General features: G+C 62.4%; 19 protein-coding genes. 1 reads left to right on the forward strand and 18 read right to left on the reverse strand.

Annotated features, from left to right (window positions below; translation table 11 throughout):
- Positions 1-85 precede the first annotated feature (85 nt).
- From pnp to rimP, 10 genes are all read right to left on the reverse strand, one after another.
- Positions 86-2,233 carry a polyribonucleotide nucleotidyltransferase gene (gene pnp, locus X744_RS162020; RefSeq protein ID WP_023758110.1) on the reverse strand — a complete coding sequence of 716 codons (2,148 nt, stop codon included), beginning with the start codon at positions 2,231-2,233 and terminating at the stop codon, positions 86-88.
- Positions 2,234-2,512: 279 nt separating this feature from the next.
- Positions 2,513-2,824, reverse strand: a complete 312-nt coding sequence (rpsO, locus tag X744_RS162015; RefSeq protein WP_269470859.1) for a 30S ribosomal protein S15 — start codon at positions 2,822-2,824, stop codon at positions 2,513-2,515.
- A 140-nt stretch (positions 2,825-2,964) separates the two neighbouring features.
- On the reverse strand, positions 2,965-4,059 hold the full coding sequence (corA, locus tag X744_RS162010; protein WP_023758111.1) for a magnesium/cobalt transporter CorA: 1,095 nt from the start codon (positions 4,057-4,059) through the stop codon (positions 2,965-2,967).
- Positions 4,060-4,104: 45 nt separating this feature from the next.
- Entirely contained in the window at positions 4,105-5,118 is a 1,014-nt protein-coding gene (truB, locus tag X744_RS162005; protein ID WP_023758112.1) for a tRNA pseudouridine(55) synthase TruB, read from the reverse strand.
- Positions 5,118-5,543, reverse strand: a complete 426-nt coding sequence (gene rbfA, locus X744_RS162000) for a 30S ribosome-binding factor RbfA (RefSeq protein WP_023758113.1) — start codon at positions 5,541-5,543, stop codon at positions 5,118-5,120. The genes truB and rbfA overlap by 1 nt, the downstream gene beginning before the upstream one ends.
- 104 nt (positions 5,544-5,647) lie before the next feature.
- Positions 5,648-5,998 carry a hypothetical protein gene (locus X744_RS1000000173460; RefSeq protein WP_156938492.1) on the reverse strand — a complete coding sequence of 117 codons (351 nt, stop codon included), beginning with the start codon at positions 5,996-5,998 and terminating at the stop codon, positions 5,648-5,650.
- A 214-nt stretch (positions 5,999-6,212) separates the two neighbouring features.
- Positions 6,213-8,786: a translation initiation factor IF-2 gene (gene infB, locus X744_RS161995; RefSeq protein ID WP_023758115.1), complete on the reverse strand. Its 2,574-nt coding sequence runs from the start codon at positions 8,784-8,786 to the stop codon at positions 6,213-6,215.
- Positions 8,783-9,433 carry an RNA-binding protein gene (locus X744_RS161990; RefSeq protein ID WP_023758116.1) on the reverse strand — a complete coding sequence of 217 codons (651 nt, stop codon included), beginning with the start codon at positions 9,431-9,433 and terminating at the stop codon, positions 8,783-8,785. Before X744_RS161990 ends, infB begins: the two co-directional genes overlap by 4 nt.
- Positions 9,434-9,471: 38 nt before the next feature.
- A complete protein-coding gene (gene nusA, locus X744_RS161985) occupies positions 9,472-11,067 on the reverse strand; it encodes a transcription termination factor NusA (protein ID WP_023758117.1) in 1,596 nt (531 codons plus the stop codon).
- A gap of 49 nt (positions 11,068-11,116) precedes the next feature.
- Entirely contained in the window at positions 11,117-11,761 is a 645-nt protein-coding gene (gene rimP / locus X744_RS161980) for a ribosome maturation factor RimP (protein ID WP_023758118.1), read from the reverse strand.
- Between the two features lie 356 nt (positions 11,762-12,117).
- On the opposite strand from rimP, the gene X744_RS1000000171645 reads away from it, so the two are divergent.
- The gene (locus X744_RS1000000171645; protein ID WP_023758119.1) at positions 12,118-12,282 is read left to right on the forward strand and encodes a hypothetical protein; all 165 of its coding nucleotides are present in this window, start codon (positions 12,118-12,120) and stop codon (positions 12,280-12,282) included.
- Positions 12,283-12,340: 58 nt separating this feature from the next.
- On the opposite strand, the gene X744_RS161975 is transcribed toward X744_RS1000000171645, so the two are convergent.
- From X744_RS161975 to X744_RS161940, 8 genes are all read right to left on the reverse strand, one after another.
- Entirely contained in the window at positions 12,341-13,042 is a 702-nt protein-coding gene (locus X744_RS161975) for a tRNA (guanosine(46)-N(7))-methyltransferase TrmB (protein ID WP_023758120.1), read from the reverse strand.
- 23 nt (positions 13,043-13,065) lie between these two features.
- On the reverse strand, positions 13,066-14,331 hold the full coding sequence (gene metK / locus X744_RS161970) for a methionine adenosyltransferase (protein ID WP_023758121.1): 1,266 nt from the start codon (positions 14,329-14,331) through the stop codon (positions 13,066-13,068).
- 169 nt (positions 14,332-14,500) lie between these two features.
- Positions 14,501-14,920: a helix-turn-helix transcriptional regulator gene (locus X744_RS161965; RefSeq protein WP_023758122.1), complete on the reverse strand. Its 420-nt coding sequence runs from the start codon at positions 14,918-14,920 to the stop codon at positions 14,501-14,503.
- 138 nt (positions 14,921-15,058) lie between these two features.
- A complete protein-coding gene (gene lnt / locus X744_RS161960; RefSeq protein ID WP_023758123.1) occupies positions 15,059-16,651 on the reverse strand; it encodes an apolipoprotein N-acyltransferase in 1,593 nt (530 codons plus the stop codon).
- Positions 16,652-16,744: 93 nt separating this feature from the next.
- Complete coding sequence (locus tag X744_RS161955) at positions 16,745-17,215, reverse strand: VOC family protein (protein WP_023758124.1); 471 nt, start codon at positions 17,213-17,215, stop codon at positions 16,745-16,747.
- 16 nt (positions 17,216-17,231) lie between these two features.
- A complete protein-coding gene (locus tag X744_RS161950) occupies positions 17,232-18,326 on the reverse strand; it encodes a hemolysin family protein (protein ID WP_023758125.1) in 1,095 nt (364 codons plus the stop codon).
- A 28-nt stretch (positions 18,327-18,354) separates the two neighbouring features.
- The gene (gene ybeY / locus X744_RS161945) at positions 18,355-18,855 is read right to left on the reverse strand and encodes an rRNA maturation RNase YbeY (protein WP_023758126.1); all 501 of its coding nucleotides are present in this window, start codon (positions 18,853-18,855) and stop codon (positions 18,355-18,357) included.
- A gap of 18 nt (positions 18,856-18,873) precedes the next feature.
- Positions 18,874-19,866, reverse strand: a complete 993-nt coding sequence (locus X744_RS161940; protein WP_023758127.1) for a PhoH family protein — start codon at positions 19,864-19,866, stop codon at positions 18,874-18,876.
- Positions 19,867-19,895: the final 29 nt, after the last annotated feature.

The raw sequence follows: 19,895 nt of genomic DNA on the forward strand, positions 1-19,895 counted from the left end.
GCAATATGAAAGTGAAAAAGCGGCTGAAAAAGAAAACGGGCGCGACATAAGCCGCGCCCGCTTCGAGTCATGAACTCAAGACCGATCAGGCGGCGTTTTCTTCGCCTTCGGTCTTCTTGTCGCGGGCGAGTTCCTTGCCGGTGGCCTGGTCGACGACCTTCATCGACAGGCGGACCTTGCCGCGCTCGTCGAAGCCCATCAGCTTGACCCAGACCTTGTCGCCTTCCTTGACCACGTCCGAGGTCTTGGCGACCCTGTCGTTGGCAAGCTGCGAGATGTGGACGAGGCCGTCACGCGGACCGAAGAAGTTCACGAAAGCACCGAAGTCGGCGGTCTTGACGACCGTGCCTTCGTAGATTTCGCCGACTTCCGGCTCGGCGACGATGGTGTGGATCCACTTCTTCGCCGCCTCGATCTCCTTGGCGTTGGATGAAGCGATCTTGACCGTGCCGTCGTCCTCGATGTTGATCTTGGCGCCGGTCTTTTCGACGATCTCGCGGATGACCTTGCCGCCCGAGCCGATGACGTCGCGGATCTTGTCGGTCGGGATGTGCATCACTTCGATGCGCGGTGCGAACTCACCGAGTTCCGCACGCGCGCCGGAGAGCGCGTGGCCCATCTCGCCGAGGATATGCTGGCGGCCATCCTTGGCCTGGTCCAGGGCGATCTTCATGATCTCCTCGGTGATGCCCTCGATCTTGATGTCCATCTGCAGCGAGGTGATGCCGTTGGCGGTGCCGGCGACCTTGAAGTCCATATCGCCGAGGTGATCCTCGTCGCCAAGGATGTCGGACAGAACCGCGAAGCGCTCGCCTTCCTTGATCAGGCCCATGGCGATGCCGGCGACGGGCTTGGCCAGCGGCACGCCGGCATCCATCAGCGCCAGCGAGGTGCCGCAGACGGTCGCCATCGACGACGAACCGTTCGACTCGGTGATCTCCGAGACGACGCGCAGCGTGTAGGGGAATTGGTCGGCGCTCGGCAGCATCGGACGGATGGCGCGCCAGGCGAGCTTGCCATGGCCGATTTCACGGCGGCCCGGCGAACCCATGCGGCCGGTCTCACCGACGGAGTAGGGAGGGAAGTTGTAGTGAAGGAGGAACTTCTCCTTGTACATGCCGGTCAGCGAGTCGACATACTGCTCGTCCTCACCGGTGCCGAGCGTGGCAACGACCAGAGCCTGGGTCTCGCCGCGGGTGAACAGCGCCGAACCGTGGGTGCGCGGCAGGACGCCGACTTCGGAGACGATCTTGCGGACCGTCTTGAGATCGCGGCCGTCGATGCGCGAGCCTGTGTCGAGGATGTTCCAGCGCACAACCTTGGCCTGGAGTTCCTTGAACACGGTGCCGATCTGCTCGGAGGCGTACTTGGCTTCTTCGCCTTCCGCCGGGGCAAACGCAGCCTTGACCTTGGCCTTGACGGCGTCGACGGCGGCGTAGCGCTTCTGCTTGTCGGTTATCTTGTAGGCATCGCGAAGTTCGCCTTCGACGATCTTGAGCATTTCGGCTTCAAGCGCGGAATAATCCGGCGCGGTAAAGTCGCGCGGCTCCTTGGCGGCAACTTCGGCCAGCTTGATGATGGCGTCGATGACCGGCTGGAAGCCCTTGTGGCCGAACATGACGGCGCCGAGCATCAGCTCTTCGCCGAGTTCCTTGGCTTCGGACTCAACCATAAGAACGGCGTCGGTGGTGCCGGCGACGACCAGGTCGAGCTTCGATTCCTGCATCTCATCGACATGCGGGTTGAGCACATATTCGCCGTTGATATAGCCGACGCGGGCGCCGCCGATCGGGCCCATGAACGGCACGCCCGAGAGCGTCAGGGCAGCCGAGGTGGCAACGATCGACAGGATGTCGGGATCGTTTTCCAGATCGTGCTGGACGACGGTGACGACGATCTGGGTGTCGTTCTTGTAGCCTGAGGCGAAGAGCGGGCGGATCGGGCGGTCGATGAGGCGGGAAACCAGCGTTTCCTTCTCGCTCGGACGGCCTTCGCGCTTGAAATAGCCACCCGGGATCTTGCCGGCGGCGTAGGTCTTTTCCTGGTAGTTGACGGTCAGCGGGAAGAAATCGAGGCCGGGCTTCGGCTCTTTCATCGAAACGACGGTGGCGAGAACCTTGGTCTCGCCGTAGGTGGCGAGCACCGCGCCATCAGCCTGGCGCGCGATCTTGCCGGTTTCGAGGATGAGCGGACGGCCGCCCCATTCGATTTCCACTTTGTGGTGATTGAACATATCTTGTCCTTAATATGAGGAAAGGGCCGCGCCGTTTCACGGTGCGCGGATGCCCATTCCCTTGGCTTCCTTTCTCGGGCAGCCACGGGCAAGACAGCGGGAGGCTCGGCTAATTTCGGCGCGGCGAGCGCGCACGAGCGTCCTGCAATCCTGCCCCATGACCGTCCATGGGCGGTTTCGAGTGCCCTCTGCACGATCGAAACCGGGTCTGGCCAGTCGATGCGACTGGCAGAATGCGCGACCGGCGGGCTCTCCGAAGAAAGCCCGCCGGTCAATTCGTCAACGGCGCAGACCGAGCTTCTCGATCAGCGTCTGGTAGCGCGCGTCATCCTTGCGCTTGAGATAATCAAGCAGGCTGCGGCGCTGGGAGACGAGAGCGAGCAGACCACGGCGGGAATGGTTATCCTTCTTGTGGTCCTTGAAATGGTCGGTCAGGTTCTTGATGCGCTCGGAAAGGATGGCCACCTGGACTTCCGGAGACCCGGTATCGCCCTTGGCGGTTGCGAATTCACCCATCAATTCCTGTTTGCGCTCGGCAGTAATCGACATCGTGTTTTTCCTTATCTGTTTGAGGAAACGGGTCGCCCTCAGCCGGGATGTCGTCCAGCAGGGGCCGGTGCAAGCAAGGCGTCATAGCGCTATGCTGCGGCGCATATAGTGCAATTCCCCGGAAAACACCAGCCCAATTCACAAGCCGGCTTTTCAGGCCAAAATGGCCGGTTCTATCCTTGTCAGAGCCATTTCTTCCATTTGAAGAAGGCAATCAGCCCGAGCGCGACAAGCGCCATGAACAGAAGCGATAACGGATAGCCATAATAGGCCTTCAGTTCCGGCATGTTCCAGGGCGAAGACCCTGGATCGAAATTCATGCCCCAGATGCCGACCAGGAAGGTAAGCGGCATGAAGATGACCGACACGATGGTGAGATAGCTGATGACGTCGTTGGTGCGTGCCTGGCTCAGCGACAGATGCATCTCGATCAGGCCGGTCAGCATGTCGCGCTGGGTTTCCACCAGTTCGATCAGCCTGAGCGAATGGTCGAGCGTGTCGTTGAGGAATATTTTGGTCTCGGCCTTCACATAGGGCACGTCGTTGCGGATCAGCGTCGCCAGCGCGTCGCGCATGGGCCACAGCACCCCTTTCAGCACATTGGCATCGCGCCGCAATTCATGCAGCTGTCGCATCTGATGCTTGTGCGTCGAATGCAGCATCTCATCCTCGATGCTGTCGACCAGTTCGCCGGCCGACTCGACCGGCGGAAAATAGCTGTCGACGACGGCGTCGATGAGCGCGTAAGCGAGGTAGTCGGCGCCCCGCGCGCGCAACCGGTTGGGCGCGGAACTCTCGATGCGCTTGCGCACGGGATCGAAAGGATCGCCTTCACGCTCCTGAAAGGTGACGACGAAATTGTTGCCGAAGAAGACGGCGATCTGCTCATAGCGGTGCGACGTGATATCGTCGATCATCCTGACGACGACGAAGGCATGGTCCTCGAAGAAGTCGACCTTCGGCCGCTGGCCGGTGTTGACGACGTCTTCCAGCGCCAGCGGATGCAGGCTGAAAATGCGGCCGATTTCCTCGATCAGCGGGATGTTGGCGAGGCCGGTACAGTCGAGCCAGATGACCGGCCATTTGTCGCAATGGGTGTTGAGGTCGTCGATGCTGGCGTTTTCGATGGTCTTGAATTTCTGCGGCGAGATCATAGTCAGCCGCAGTTCCGAGCGACGAGCTGCCGGGTCGGCAATCAGCGTACCGGGCGATGCACCAACCGGCGGCCGCCTCGTCCTCACCGGCGCCCGCTTCTTCACCGCCTCAGCCTTTGCCATGGAGCCCCCTCTAACGCTATGTCCGCAGACATTAGATGAGTGCCCTCAGCCGGCAAAGACCCGCTTGGGCTTGAACATGCCTTGCTCGATGGCACCGATGGCGACCAGCTTGCCGCGAGCAGTGGCGCAGGCTTCCTCGGCTTCCACCGGCGCGTCGCGGCCGCGGATGATTACGGGATTGCCAAGGCGGATCTTGGTCGCTGCATCGTCGCTGATGGCGACCTGCGGCAGGCAGTCGAGGGCGGCCGCCGTATCGACCAGAAGCGCGTCGATGGCGTCGAAGTCGATCGGCGCTTCCATCACGTCAGCGACTTCTGTCGCGCCAGTGGCTTCTGTCGTGTCGGCGACATCCGTCGCCTCCGAGCTGTCTTCATCCCGCACACCGAAACGAGCGGCTTCCAGTTCGGCGATGGTGACGAAATCCTCCGGCGTGAATGGCTCGACCTCGACCCGGCGCAATTCGGAAATATGACCGAAGCAGCCGAGGTCGCGGCCCATGTCGCGGGCCAGCGAGCGCACGTAGGTGCCCTTGCCGCACTCGACCTCGAAAACCGTATGGTCGGCGCTATGCCCGACAATATCGAGCCGGCCGATCTCGACCTCGCGTGGCGGAATATCGATTGTCGCGCCGTCGCGTGCCAGATCATAGGCACGCTCGCCCGCGATCTTGATGGCCGAGAATTGCGGCGGCGTCTGCATGATGACGCCGGTGTATTTCGGCAGCAGCGCTTTGACCTCGGCTTCCGATGGACGCAGGTCGGACTCCTTCGTCACCGGACCTTCGAGGTCATCGGTCGAGCGCTCCTGTCCCCAGGCAACGGTAAAGCGATAGATCTTGGCGCCGTCCTGCACGTAGGGCACGGTCTTGGTGGCCTCGCCAAGCGCGATCGGCAGCATGCCGGAGGCGAGCGGGTCAAGCGTGCCGGCATGGCCGGCCTTTTCCGCCTGGAACAGCCATTTGATCTTGGAGACGGCTTCGGTCGAGCCCATGCCGACCGGCTTGTCCAGGATCAGCCAGCCCGAGATCGGCCGGCCTTTCTTCTTGCCGCGACGCGCCACTATTCTGTGTCCTTGTTGTCGTCTTTGTCCTGGTCCTCAGGACCCAGATCGCGTGCTACCTCGGGCGACTTCAACAGGTCGTTGATCCTGGCGAAATTATCGAAGGAGGTGTCGAGCTTGAAGCGGAACTCCGGCATGAATTTCATCTGCCGCAGCGCGCCAGAGACGCGGCCGCGGATGAATTTCGCGTGCTTGTTCAGCGCCTCGACCACCGCATCTGTGTCCTTGGCGCCGAGCGGCGAGACGAAGGCGGTGGCGACCTTCAGGTCGGGCGACATGCGCACTTCCGAGACCGACACCACGGTGTTCTCGATCAGCGGATCGATGATCTCACCGCGCTGCAAGGTCTCGGACAAGGCATGGCGCACCTGCTCGCCGACGCGCAGCATGCGCTGGGTTGGGCCAGCGGTTGTCGATCTTGGCATGAAAACTCTTCCTTCGCGCGGGTTCGAACCGCATAAATCGTCCACTTAACGCTGTTGACCCCGCTTGGCTACCCCACCGGGAGCCCAGGATCGCGGGTTTGCCACTAATGCAACGTACGTGGCTCGGAATGCTCTGTCTCTTGGCCAACCTGTCCAGAAGCCATGACTGATACGATCTCGTCGTACCCAGCCTTCATGCTGGACTCGGACTCAAACGCACTTATCGGAATGAACCAACCGCCTTCTTGCATCACGAACCCGATGCCGAAATCGGTCAGAGTAATTTTGTCTACGGACCTCCACCCGATATGGGTTTCTGAATCTGTGACAAGCTTTGAGATGCCAGTGCCGTGTACACGGATCAAGGTCGGCTCAGGTTCGAAATGAGCAACCTCGCCTCGTCTGGCCAGAATGGGGCCGAGATTGGTCATGATGCCTGTGACAATAGTCATCATGCCCACAACTCCCATAACTCCGACCAAAGCGCCGGAACTGTCGAGATAATTTGTGGCAAGCATAAGTGGAATGCCAACGAGAAGGCAGTAGGTCAACCTTCTTAGGCCGCGGAGACGATCTTCGTTCCGCGCCCTTGAATAGACCCCTGAAAAATCGGCAGGAGTTAGAACAAAGCGGTACTCAAGGCTCCGTTCTTGCTCCATGTGCCAGCGCTTACAGCGTCCGGGTCACCATCTCGACGCGGAAGCACTCGATGACGTCGCCGACGCGCATGTCCTCGTAGTTCTGGAAGGCCATGCCGCATTCCTGACCGCCTGGGACCTCCGAAACTTCGTCCTTGAAGCGCTTCAGTGTCTTCAGCGTGCCCTCGTGAATGACGACATTGTCGCGGATCAGGCGAACGCCCGCACCGCGCTCGACCTTGCCTTCGGTGACACGGCAGCCGGCGATCTTGCCGACCTTGGTGATGTCGAAGATTTCGAGGATCTGCGCATTGCCGATGAAGGTCTCGCGACGCTCCGGAGACAGCAGGCCCGACAGAGCCGCCTTCACGTCATCGACGAGGTTGTAGATGATCGAGTAGTAGCGGATCTCGATGCCCGCTGCCACAGCTGCGGCACGCGCCTGGACGTTGGCGCGGACATTGAAGCCGATGATCGCGGCACCGGAAGTCTCCGCCAGAGAGACGTCGCTTTCGGTGATGGCGCCGGCGCCGGCATGGACGATGCGCGCACGCACTTCGTCGGTGCCGAGCTTGTCTAGCGCCGCGTTGATCGCTTCGATCGAGCCCTGCACGTCGCCCTTGATGACCAGCGGGAATTCCTTCAGCCCGCTCGTCTGCAACTGCGACATCATCTGCTCGAGCGAACCGCGCTGGCCGGCATGCTTGGCAACCGCCTTCTCGCGCGCCAGACGCTGGCGATATTCGGTGATCTCGCGGGCACGGGCCTCGTTGTTGACCACGGCGAAGCGATCGCCGGCCTGCGGCGTACCCTGCAGGCCAAGCACCTCCACCGGCATCGCCGGCGGCGCTTCCTTGATCTGCGTGCCACGATCGGTGACCAGCGCACGCACCCGGCCCCATTCGTTGCCGGCAACAAGGATGTCGCCTGGCATCAGCGTGCCGGTCTGCACCAGCACGGTGGCGACGGGGCCACGGCCCTTGTCGAGCTGGGCTTCGATGACGACGCCTTCGGCGGTACGATCCGGATTGGCCTTCAGGTCGAGAATTTCAGCCTGCAGCAGGATCGCCTCGAGCAGCTTGTCGAGATTGGTACCCTTGGTCGCCGACACTTCGACGTCCAGAACTTCACCGCCCATGGATTCGACGAAGACCTCGTGGCGCAGCAGTTCGGAGCGCACTTTCTGCGGATCGGCATCATGCTTGTCGATCTTGTTGATCGCCACGATGATCGGAACGCCGGCCGCCTTGGCATGGCTGATCGATTCGATCGTCTGCGGCATGACGCTGTCGTCGGCCGCGACCACCAGGATGGCAATGTCGGTCGCCTGGGCGCCACGAGCACGCATCGCCGTGAAAGCGGCGTGGCCGGGCGTGTCGATGAAGGTGATCTTGTGACCGTTCTTCTCGACCTGGTAGGCGCCGATATGCTGGGTGATGCCGCCGGCTTCGCCGGAGACGACGTTGGCGTTGCGGATGGCATCGAGCAGCGAGGTCTTGCCGTGATCGACGTGACCCATGATCGTCACGACAGGCGGACGCGACACCAGGTCCTCGGCATTGTCGGCGATGTTGAACAGGCCTTCCTCGATGTCGGATTCTGCGACGCGGCGAACCGTATGGCCGAATTCGGTGGCAACCAGTTCGGCCGTGTCGGCGTCGATGACGTCGCCCGGCTTGAGGATCTGGCCTTGCTTCATGAAGAACTTGACCAGGTCGACCGCACGCTCGGACATGCGTTGCGCCAATTCCTGGATGGTAATCGTCTCTGGCAGGATCACTTCGCGCATGACTTTCTCGCGCGGCTCATTGTGCATCGCGCGCTTGAATTTTTCCTGGCGGCGACGCATCGACGACAGCGAACGGGCTCGCGCATCTTCGTCGGACAATGCTGAATTCAGCGTCAGCTTGCCACGGCGGCGGTCTTCCTCGCTCTTGGTCGGCTTGGCCGGGCGCGCCACTTCGGGCGTGACCGGACGGCGCACCGGCACACCGGCACCAGTCCGCTTCGGCTTGACCTGTTCTTCGTCGTCGACCGTCGCCAGTTCAGCGGTCAGCGGCGCGCGGCGGCGCGCCTCTTCCTCGGCCCGACGGCGGGACTCGGCCTCGGTCTGCAACCGCGCCTCTTCCTCGGCCTGGCGGCGCGCCGATTCATCGCGTTCGCGCTTGCGGCGTTCTTCGTCCTCGGCGCGGCGCTTGGCCTCCTCGGCGGCGCGCTGACGGTCCTCGACCTCGCGAACCTTCGAGCCCTCGAGCGCCCTGCGGCGTGCTTCCATTTCACTGCGCGACAGTTCGTTCAGCACCATGCCGCTGCGCTCGACCGGGGCCGGTGGCGGGGGTGGCGGCGCCTTCGGCGCTTCCTGCACGACAACGGGTGCGGCCACGACCGCTGGCTTCGGTGTGAAGACGGGGGCGGCAACCGGCTCCGGCTTGTCGCCGGGCATCGAGAACTTGCGCTTCTTGGTTTCGACGACGACCTGCTTGGTGCGGCCGTGCGAGAAGTTCTGGCGCACAGTGCCCTGTTCCATACCGGGGCGCTTCAGCGTCAAGGTCTTCTTCGGCGTCACACTCAGCGTATTGTCGTCACCCGATTTCGTATCGCTCATTCCATATCCTCTGCGGCATCATCTTCGTCAGCAACAGCCGCAAGCATTGCCAGATCGTCCGGGGAACCGCCCCGATACCGGTCGAGCGCAACCATGCGCTTCTGGACCGCCCTGCCCGCGTCTCCCGCGAGAACGGCAGCATGTATCACATTTGTACCCCCCAATGCCAAGCTCAACTCGGCCTCGGAGAAAAGTTTGTAGGCAAGGATAACAGGGCCGCCGAGATGGACTGTCGCCCGTCGTGCCTGACTGATCTTGCGTACACCGTCGTCGGACGCCTCGGTCGCGTGGAGCACGAAAAGCGCCAATCCGCCACGCACAGCGCTCTCGACTTTGGTGGCGCCCAGCGCAATCGCGCCTGCCTTGCGGGCAAGACCGAGCATGCCCAGAGCGTATCTGGAAAGCAGCCCGTCGACCATGCCGCCAAGATCGGGCGGCACGACCACCTGTGCCTTGAAGGCGCGAGCGAAAAGGTTCTTCGCCGCAGCCTTGTCGATATGTAGGCGGTCGGCACTCACCCAGCAACCGCGGCCGGGCAAATTTCTCTTGATATCGGGAACGACGGCCGAATCCGGGCCGACGACGAACCGGATCAGATCATCCGGTTCGGCCTGCCTGCGGGTGACGATGCAGGTGCGATCGTTCATCTCGTCCAAGGGCGGGTTCGGTGCGATGCGGTTTCACCTCACGCACCAACGGCTTCGTCAGCCGATTCTTCTTCGGCTGCAAGCTCGTCTTCGGTGATCCATCCAGCCTTGAGGCGGGCGGCCAGAACCATTTGCTCGGCATCGGCGCGTGTCACGCCATGATTGGCCAGCACACCCGGATAGACCTTGGTCTCGCCGTCTTTGCGTTCCTTCCAGCCGGTCAGGTCGTCGGCGGCATAGCCGGCAAAGTCCTCGATCGTCTTCACGCCGTCCTCGCCGAGCGTCACCATCATGGCGGTGGTGATGCCGGGGATTTCGCGCAATTCGTCCGAGACGCCGAGCGCCTTGCGCTTGTCGTCGTGTTCGGCTTCGATCTTCTCCAGATATTCGCGGGCGCGGGTCTGGATCTCCGAAGCGGTGTCCTCGTCGAAGCCATCGATCGAGGCGATTTCGCCGGAATCGACATAGGCGACTTCCTCGACGCTGGTGAATCCTTCGGAGGCGAGCACCTGGCCGACCATCTCGTCGACGTCGAGGGCTTCCATGAACAGCGACGAACGCTCCACGAATTCCTTCTGGCGACGCTCGGATTCCTCGGCCTCGGTCAGGATGTCGATATCCCAGCCGGTCAGCTGCGAAGCAAGCCGCACGTTCTGGCCGCGACGGCCGATGGCCAGCGACAGCTGGTCGTCGGGAACCACGACTTCGATGCGCTCGGCGTCCTCGTCGAGCACGACCTTGGCGACTTCCGCCGGCTGCAGCGCGTTGACGATGAAGGACGCCGCCGATGGCGACCACGGAATGATGTCGATCTTCTCGCCTTGCAACTCGCCGACGACGGCCTGGACGCGGCTGCCGCGCATACCGACGCAGGCGCCGACCGGATCGATCGAGCTATCGCGCGAGATGACCGCGATCTTGGCGCGCGAGCCGGGGTCGCGGGCGACCGACTTGATCTCGATGATGCCGTCATAGATTTCCGGCACTTCCATGGTGAACAGCTTGGCCATGAACTGCGGATGGGTACGCGACAGGAATATCTGCGGGCCGCGCTGCTCGCGGCGCACGTCATAGACATAAGCGCGGACGCGGTCGCCGTATTTGTAGTTTTCGCGCGGGATCAGTTCGTCGCGACGGATGATTGCCTCGCCACGGCCGAGATCGACGATGACGTTGCCGTATTCGACGCGCTTAACCGTGCCGTTGACGATCTCGCCGATGCGGTCCTTGTACTCGTCGTACTGGCGATCGCGCTCGGCCTCGCGGACCTTCTGCACGATGACCTGCTTGGCCGACTGGGCGGCGATGCGGCCGAAATCCATCGGCGGCAGCTGTTCGGCGATGAAGTCGCCGAGCTGGGCATCGGGATTGCGCTCGCGGGCCGAGGAAATGGCGATCTGCGTGGCGTAGTCGTCGACCTTCTCGACCACTTCCATCAGCCGCTGCAGCTTCATCTCGCCGGTGTTCGGGTTGATGTCGGCGCGGATGTTGGTCTCCTGACCGTAACGCGAACGTGCCGCCTTCTGGATCGCGTCGGCCATGGCGGCGATGACAATCGACTTGTCGATCGACTTTTCGCGCGCGACCGCGTCGGCGATCTGCAGCAGTTCAAGTCTGTTGGCGCTTACAACCATCGTTTTTCTCCCGAGCCTGTTTGCCGGACCTTCGCGCCCAGCAGCTCAATCATAGTTCCTGTTCGTGTTCTTCCGTGGCGTCCGCTTCCGTACCCGACTCATCGTCGTCCGGTTCGCCGCGACGTTTCTTGGCTTCCTTGCGCGCCCTGTTGTCCTTCGACAGGGCATCCCGAATGAGATCGTCGGTCAGGATCAGGCGCGTTTCGGAAATCGCATCATAGGGGACACGCACCGTGGGCTCCTCGCCATAGGCAGCCTTTTCGCGCTCGATCAACACATCGTCTTCGCCGGCCTCGACGATCTTGCCCTTGAACCGCTTGCGGTCGGCGACGACGATCGATGTCTCCATCTTGACCAGATGACCCGTCCAAGTCGCGAAATCCGATTTGCGGACGAGCGGCCGGTCGATGCCGGGCGACGAGACCTCCAGATGATAGGCCTTTTCGATCGGATCGTCGACGTCGAGCGCCGGCGACACCGCCCGGCTGACCTCTTCGCAATCCTCGACGGTCATGGTGCCGTCCTCGCGCTCGGCCATGATCTGCAGCGTCAGCCCATTCTGGCCCGACAGATGCACCCGCACGAGGCGGAAGCCGATGCCGCGCAGAACCGGCTGGACGATCAGCGCGATGCGCGCATCGATGCCGCTTTCGCGGATGATGCGATCGTCGCCCTCGCTTGCCGTTGCAGTCATTGATATCCTGTCGCTCTATCCGAAGTTATCGGCAGGAAATAAAAAAGAGCGGGACCGGGTGGACCCACTCTTCGTCATACCGACCAAGAATTTGAGGCTGATATAGACGATCGCGGCCGGTCTTTCAAGCCCGCCGTGCGGGCCGCACAAAACCCATTGCGGCGCCAGTGTTGCGCCAGACGCGTGGCCTCCCTGCGGCGAAACCCCTGTGAGCCTTGCCGCTGCATTTCCATTTATAGCACATCGCACAAGGAATGCACGACACAGCACAGAGAGGCATGACATGACCAGCCGCAAGATCTTTTCCGNTAGCACATCGCACAAGGAATGCACGACACAGCACAGAGAGGCATGACATGACCAGCCGCAAGATCTTTTCCGCCATTGGCGAGCTCTTCACGACATTTGGCAGCGCGGTCGCCGCCTCGCGCGCGGTGCAAATGGGCCGCAAGCCGCGTGCTGACGACCTGCGCAAGCTCGGAATGGATCCGGCTGTCTTCAACAGGATCGGTCGTTTCTAGATTTGGCGAGTGGACTCGCCTTTGCGGCGGCCGGAGGCTGGTGCGTCCGTGAGCGCGCCTATGTTCTGACAAAAGTGAGATAGGCCGGCCGCCGGCCCTCACGAATGGCCTTCGCTTCGTAGCGAGTGCCCGGCCAGCCATCATAGGGCCGGTGCCAGTCCGCCGCCTCCGAAGCCTGCCAGGCGAACGCACCATGCGCACGGCAATGCAGCAACGTCCAGTTGACATATGTGTAGATATCGGACGCAAAGCGGAACTTCGAGCCCGGCTTCAGCACGCGCGCGAACCGATCGAGATTGACCGGGCTGACGAAGCGCCGCTTCCAGTGTTTCTTCTTCGGCCAGGGATCGGGATAGAGCAGGTCGATCCCGTCGAGCGAGGCTTGCGGCAACCAGTCCAGCAACCGGGTGGCATCGTCGTCATAAACCCGCAGATTGGCGAGCGGTTTCTCCCGCACCGCCATCATCAACTTGGCCATGCCGTTGACGAACGGCTCGACGCCGATAAAGCCGATCGAGGGCGCCTCGGCCGCGCGATGGAGAAGATGTTCGCCACCGCCGAATCCGATCTCGAGGCGAACCGCCGAAACATCGGCTTTGAACAGAGCTTGCAGATCGGCCGGCGGTTCTGCTGTCAGATCGAGCCGGTATGTCCCGAAACCGCTCTCCAGAGCGGCCGCCTGCTGCGGACGCATGGTCTTGCCGCGCCGGCGACCGAAAAAGGCTTCGGTCGCGCGGCTTGGTCTGTCCTTCGGGTCCATGGCGGGACTTTGCGGCGTCGCTATCAGGCGCCGACAGCGTCCTTGAGCGCCTTGGCGAGATCGGTCTTTTCCCAGGAGAAAGACCCGTCACGGCCGGCCTTGCGGCCGAAATGGCCGTAGGACGACGTCTTGGCGTAGATCGGCTTGTTGAGATCGAGATGGCGGCGGATGCCGGACGGCGACAGATCCATCACGCTGCGCAGCGCCTCCTCCAGCTTTGCCTCGTCGACCTTGCCGGTGCCGTGCAGGTCGACATAGACCGACAGCGGCTGGGCGACGCCGATGGCGTAGGAAAGCTGGATGGTGCAGCGGTCGGCGAGTTTCGCCGCCACGACGTTCTTGGCCAGATAGCGCGCCGCATAGGCCGCCGAACGATCGACCTTGGTGGTGTCCTTGCCGGAGAAAGCGCCGCCGCCATGGGGAGCGGCACCGCCATAGGTGTCGACGATGATCTTGCGGCCGGTCAGGCCGGCGTCACCGTCCGGCCCGCCGATGACGAACTTGCCGGTCGGGTTGATGTACCACATGCAGTCGTCGGAGATCTTCAGCTCGCCCAATGCCTCGCGGATATAGGGTTCGACGACCTTGCGGACCTTCTTCGAGTCCCAGCTCGCATCGAGGTGCTGCGTGGACAGCACGATCTGCGTCGCCTCGGCGGCCTTGCCGTCGACGTAGCGGACGGTGACCTGGCTCTTGGCGTCCGGCCCGAGCTTGCCGGCTTCACCGCTGCCTTCGTGACGGGCAGCGGCCAGCAGTTCCAGGATCTTGTGGCTGTAATAGATCGGAGCCGGCATCAGATCCGGCGTCTCGCGGCAAGCGTAGCCGAACATGATGCCCTGATCGCCGGCGCCTTCTTCGCCCTGACGGTCGGAGGCATTGTCGACACCCTGGCCGATGTCCGGCGATTGGCCGTGCAGCAGGACCTCGATCTTCGCAGTCTTCCAGTGGAAGCCGGCCTGCTCATAGCCGATTTCGCGGATCGCCTTGCGGGCGACCGACTTGAACTTGGCCGGATTGACGACGGGATGGCCGGCGGCATCCGTGAGGATGTTGCCTGCCTTGTCCTTTTTCAGCAGTGTCTCCGGGACGCGCACCTCGCCGGCGATGACGACGCGGTTGGTTGTCGCAAGTGTCTCGCAGGCGACTCGGACTTTCCATGGGTCCATGCCGGTCTTCTTGGCTTCGCGATAGACCAGATCGACAATCTCGTCGGAAATCCGGTCACAGACTTTGTCGGGATGGCCCTCGGCAACGGATTCCGAGGTAAAGAAGTAGTTCTGCCGCGTCACGGGTGTCCCCTCTTGAAAAACGATCGGCAGGCTGCCGACTTTGGCGCGCCACGTGTTAGCGGGGCGATGCGCCGCTCGTCAAGCGATGCTTCGGTTCTGGCATGAATGTCGCTGCAGTTATCTTGTGCCACCGGCGGCAGGGCGCCGCCGGTCCAAGCGTGATTGCGGATCAGTCGGCATCATCGGTGGAGAGAGACTTGACCAGATCTATTATCCTGCGCCGCACCTTGGCGTCGGCGATCTTGACAAAGGCCCGGTTGAGCTGGAGGCCTTCGGGACTGCCGCAGAATTCGACGGCGAAGGCCATCGACGCATCCTCGGCAAATCCCCGGCCTGCCACGGCCTCCTGGCCGGGCGCATCCTCGAAAAAGAAGGCGACAGGCACGCCGAGGATGGACGCGATCGCCTGCAGACGGCTGGCGCCGACGCGGTTGGTGCCCTTTTCATACTTCTGAATTTGTTGAAATGTGATGCCGAGATTTTCTCCCAGCTTTTCCTGGCTCATTCCCAACATATTGCGGCGAAGCCGAATGCGACTGCCAACATGGATGTCGATCGGATTCGGTTTCTTCTTGTTATCTTCTATCATTTTTTCCTCGCCGAATTTTTTCGGCTTCTCTATTTTTTCCTGCCCAAATGAAGCCGGAGGCAACTGCCCCAACAGAACGATCAACCGACTTCGAGAAATATCAGGCGCTTACAGTATGAGTTTCTAATGTGTGGGCTGTCAATTCACCCGTAGCCTCTGCCTTACGCTCAAAAGTGCGGCCGCAATGGCAAACAGCAACATGATCAGCATTCCGTTAATGCGTCGTTGGCCAGGAGAGATGACCGCCTCTTCGGAAATCGGCACATGGGCGTCGATGGCGCCGCGGGCATCGATCGCCAGCGCATCGACGATGCGCCCGCGCGGATCGACGACGGCCGAGATGCCGTTGTTGGCTGCACGCAACAATGGCAATCCATTCTCCACCGCACGGATCTGGGTCTGCCTGAAATGCTGATACGGACCCGGCGTGTCGCCGAACCACGCATCATTGGTGACGTTCACAATAAGCTGTGCTGACGTAGCGTCAACTGCCACGAGATCGGGAAAGATCACCTCATAGCAGATAAATGGCAATGCACGGATGCCATCAGGCAACGCAATGGCGTGCCGCTCGTTGCCGGCCGCAAAACTCATCGGCCCGGCAACGAGTTGCTCGATACCGAAATGATCGAGCAGATCGGAGAAAGGCAGATATTCGCCGAACGGCACAAGGTGAACCTTGTCGACGGCATCAGTGATTTCACCTTTGTCGTCGATCGCCACCACGGAGTTGTAGTAGCGGCTGTCGGCACTTGCGGCCGAACCGCCTTCCTCGCGGACGACGCCGGCCATCAGCATCTGGCCAGGTGCCAGCATGTCGCCCAGCGCCGTCAATGCGTCCGGACGCTCCGTGAAGAGGAACGGCACCGAGGTTTCGGGCCACAGGATCAGTTGCGGCTTGCCGTGACCCGGATCCGGTGCCTTGGCCGACAGCCCGATCAAGGTTGCGAAGATGCGATCGCGCACCGAGGCGTCCCATTTTTCCGAGAGGTCAACGGCCGGCTGGACGATGCGGACGTCCAGGCTGTGCACCGCAGGCTTTTCGGGAGCGGCAAGCCTGACATAGCCGTAGCCGACATGGGCAGCGGCAAGCACGACAAACAGTCCGGCGCCGAGGCGCAGATGCCGGCGCGCCGCCAGAAGCGCCGGCAGTGCGAAGACGAACACCGCGAGCGCGTTCATGCCGATCATGCCGGTGACCGAGACGCTTTGCATCAACAGCGGCACGGGCATGGCCGCGTAGCCGATGGCATTCCAGGGAAAACCGGTGAACAGGAAGTCGCGCAGCCATTCCGCCAGCCCGAAGCCGAAGGCAAGGGCGGCGATGCGTCCGATGTCGCTGCTCCACAACAGCCGCGCAACCATGGCCGCAAAGCCGTAGAAAAAGGCGAGTGCGAAGGGAATGCCGACCACCGCGAAGGGAAGCGCCCAGGCAAAGTTGTCGGCCTCGACCAGCAGAGCCGAGCCGATCCACCACAGGCCGGCAAGGAAATAGCCGAAGCCGAACCACCAGCCGACGGCGAAGGCCGGCCGCAGGCGCCGCACCAGGCCGCCGGAAGCATCACCGGTCGCGCCGTCGAGCAGCCAGACCAGCACGGGAAAAGAGATGAAACAGGCGGCGAAGAAATCGTAAGGCGCCTGGCCAAGCACCGCCAGCGCGCCAGCGAGAAACGCCACGAGCGCGCGCCCCCAACCCCAAAGAAGAATTATCCGGCCGGCAAGGCGCACCATGCATACTTCCGAGTCGCGCGAATCAATAGCCAAGATTTAACAGGCCACGGTCCGCGGGCCAAACGGCAGGAGATCGCCAGAGGTGGACCGAGCCTAGCGGTGCCAGCCTTCGATCCGCAGGCCGCCCAGCCGTTCGGCCTCTTCACGAGAAACAGAGCACAGGGTTTGCGTGAAGGTCCAGACATGGCCCTCGGGATCGCGTGCCCGATACTGGCGTTCGCCATAGAACTGATCCGCCGGCTCCTGGACGATCTCGGCACCCCTGGCCCTGGCATGCTCGCAATGGGCATCCAGGCCGTCCTTCAGCCTGACATAGACCGACTGCGTGTTCTTGCCGGCGACTGAGGCCGGGCTGGCGACGTGATCGGTCCATTCGGAATCGACGATGATGTAGCTGTCGCCAAACCGCATCTCGGAATGGACGAGCTTTGCCTCGGCATCGCTGACCACCATGCTGCGCTCGAAGCCGAAAGCCGCCTCCAGCCAGTCCAGCGCGGCTCGAGGATCCTTGTAGAACACGCCGGAGCCCTGGCTTGCGTGCTTGAACGGGTCGTCGACGGTCATCGGGCGAGCGAAACGCTCACGCCTGTTCGGCACGGGCCGTGGCGCGCCGGCGGCGCTCGCCCTTCTGGCTCTGCACGATGCGCACGCGCTTGACGCGGCGCGGATCGGCATCCAGCACATGGAATTCGAAGCCGGGAATGGCTTGAACCACCTCGCCACGCGCCGGTACGCGACCGAGCGTGTTGAAGATCATGCCGCCAATGGTATCGACATAATCGCCATGTTCGCCAGCGGCGAAATCCTCACCGATCATCTTGGCGACATCGTCGATCTCGGCCTTGCCGTCGACGATGAACACGCCGTCGCCGCTCCGGGTAATCATAGGCTCATCGTCGTCATGCTCATCCTCGATATCGCCGACCACCATCTCGACGATGTCTTCCAGCGAGGCGAGGCCATCGGTGCCGCCATATTCGTCGATGACCAGCGCCATCTGCGTGCGCGTCGTCTGCATGCGGGCCATCAGGTCGGAGGCAAGCATCGATGGCGGAACGAACAGCACCGGACGGATCAGACTGAGGTCGCCAATGGTGCGCGCGAGGTCGACCTGGGCGAGGTCAAGCACCGTGGCGGCAGGAGTTTTCCTTGTAGTGCGGCCTTTTTTGACGCGCGCGATCTTGGTGATGTGAGCCAGCACGTCACGGATATGCACCATTCCGCGGGGATCGTCGAGCGTCTCGGAATAGACCGGCATGCGCGAATGGCCGGACTGCTCGAAGGTGCCAAGCAGATCGCCGAGCGTCGTCGTGATCTCGACCGCCTGAATGTCGGAGCGCGGCACCATGACGTCCTCGACGCGCACCTCGCGCAAGCGCAGGATGTTGTTGAGCATGGCGCGTTCGCCGGGCGAGAAGGCCCCGGCGTCGCTCGTCGTCTCGGCAAGGGCGCCGGCGATTTCCTCGCGCAGGCTGGTTCCGTTGCGTTGCCGGAACAAACGCAGCACGCGGTCGAACAGGGAGGGGCCGGCAGGCGAGGTTTCGCTGGCAGCGCTGCCGGTGCTGGCAGCACCAGAGGTAATGGTACTGGGACTTGATCCCTCTTCCGACGTATCGGAAGCCTTAGTCGCACTGCCGGCGTCGGGGCGGGCGGCAGTCTCTGGTTTGTCGTTCATCGTCGTCCGGTCAATTGATCAGATGTAGTTACGCGTAGGGATCGGGAATGGCAAGTCTCGCGAGCGCTGCGCGTTCAACGGCCTCCATCGCCTCGGCATCCGCATCGGTCTCGTGATCGTAGCCCAGCAGATGCAGCAGGCCGTGGATGACGAGATGAGTGATATGGTTCTCAACCGGCTTATCTTCCAGTGCCGCTTCACGCGCGACCGTCTCTGCGGCGAGCACGATGTCGCCCAGCATCGGCGGCAAAGGAGCGCCTTTCACAAGCGGAAAAGCCGGGAAAGACAAGACGTTGGTCGCTTTGTCCTTGCCTCGCCAGCCGGCGTTCAGGGTCCGGATATGCGTGTCGTCGGAAAAAACGAGGCTGAGTTCGGAACGGCCAGCCCCGCCGGTCTCGGCAAAGGCAGCCGCGACAGCGCGATCGACCAGCCGCTTCAGGCTTGCCTCATCCGGCCATTCGCCCGCTTCGACTGAGATATCGATGTTGACAGGAACATTCCCGTCGCCGGATATTAAATCCTCAGGCATGAAGCCGCATCGTCAAAATCAATTCTCGGCACCGAGGCCGCGCGCCAGTTTGGCATCCCGGTCATAGGCCCTGACGATTTCCGCCACCAGCGGATGGCGGACCACGTCGCCGTCGTTGAAGCGCACGGTGACCGCGCCTGCCACGCCGTCCAGCACCCGCAAGGCTTCGACGAGGCCCGATTTGGTGTTGGAGGGAAGGTCGATCTGGGTTGGATCGCCGGTGACGATCATGCGCGAGTTCTCGCCGAGACGGGTCAGGAACATCTTCATCTGCATCGGCGTGGTGTTCTGCGCCTCGTCGAGGATGACGGCGGCATGCGCCAGCGTGCGGCCGCGCATGAAGGCGAGCGGCGCGATCTCGATGACTTCGGCGGCAATGGCGCGCTCGACCTTGTCGGCCGGCATCATGTCGTAAAGCGCGTCATAGAGCGGCCGCAGATAGGGATCGACCTTTTCCTTCATGTCGCCCGGCAGGAAACCGAGCCGCTCGCCGGCCTCGACGGCCGGCCGCGACAGAATGATGCGCTCGACCATGCCGCGCTCGAGCAGCATCGCCGCATGCGCTACCGCCAGATAGGTCTTGCCGGTGCCGGCCGGACCAATGCCGAACACCAGTTCCGACCGCTCCAGCGCCCGCATATAGGCGTCCTGGTTGAGCGATCGGGCATAGATCGTCTTCTTGCGGGTGGCGATCTGGGCGGCGGAGACCTTGCCCTTGCGCTCCAGCGTCGGCAGCGTCAGCTGATCGTCGGCGGCGATTGCCATTCGGACGGCGCCATCGACGTCGGACTGGCCGATATCGACGCCTTTCTGGAGAATGCCGTAGAGATTGTCCAGGGCGCGGCGCGCCTGCTCGGCGGCTGACGCCGAGCCCTTGATGGTCAGCTGGTTGCCGCGGGAGCGGATGTCGACGCCGAGCTTCTGCTCGAGTCTGGCGAGATTTTCGTCGAACTGACCGTAAAGGGCGCTGGCAAGCTTGTTGTTGTCGAAAGTCAGAACGATATGCGCCATATCAGAAGCCCCGGATGCCGTGGCGTGGG

The organism is Mesorhizobium sp. LNHC252B00 (assembly GCF_000502955.1).
Taxonomy (GTDB): Bacteria; Pseudomonadota; Alphaproteobacteria; order Rhizobiales; family Rhizobiaceae; genus Mesorhizobium.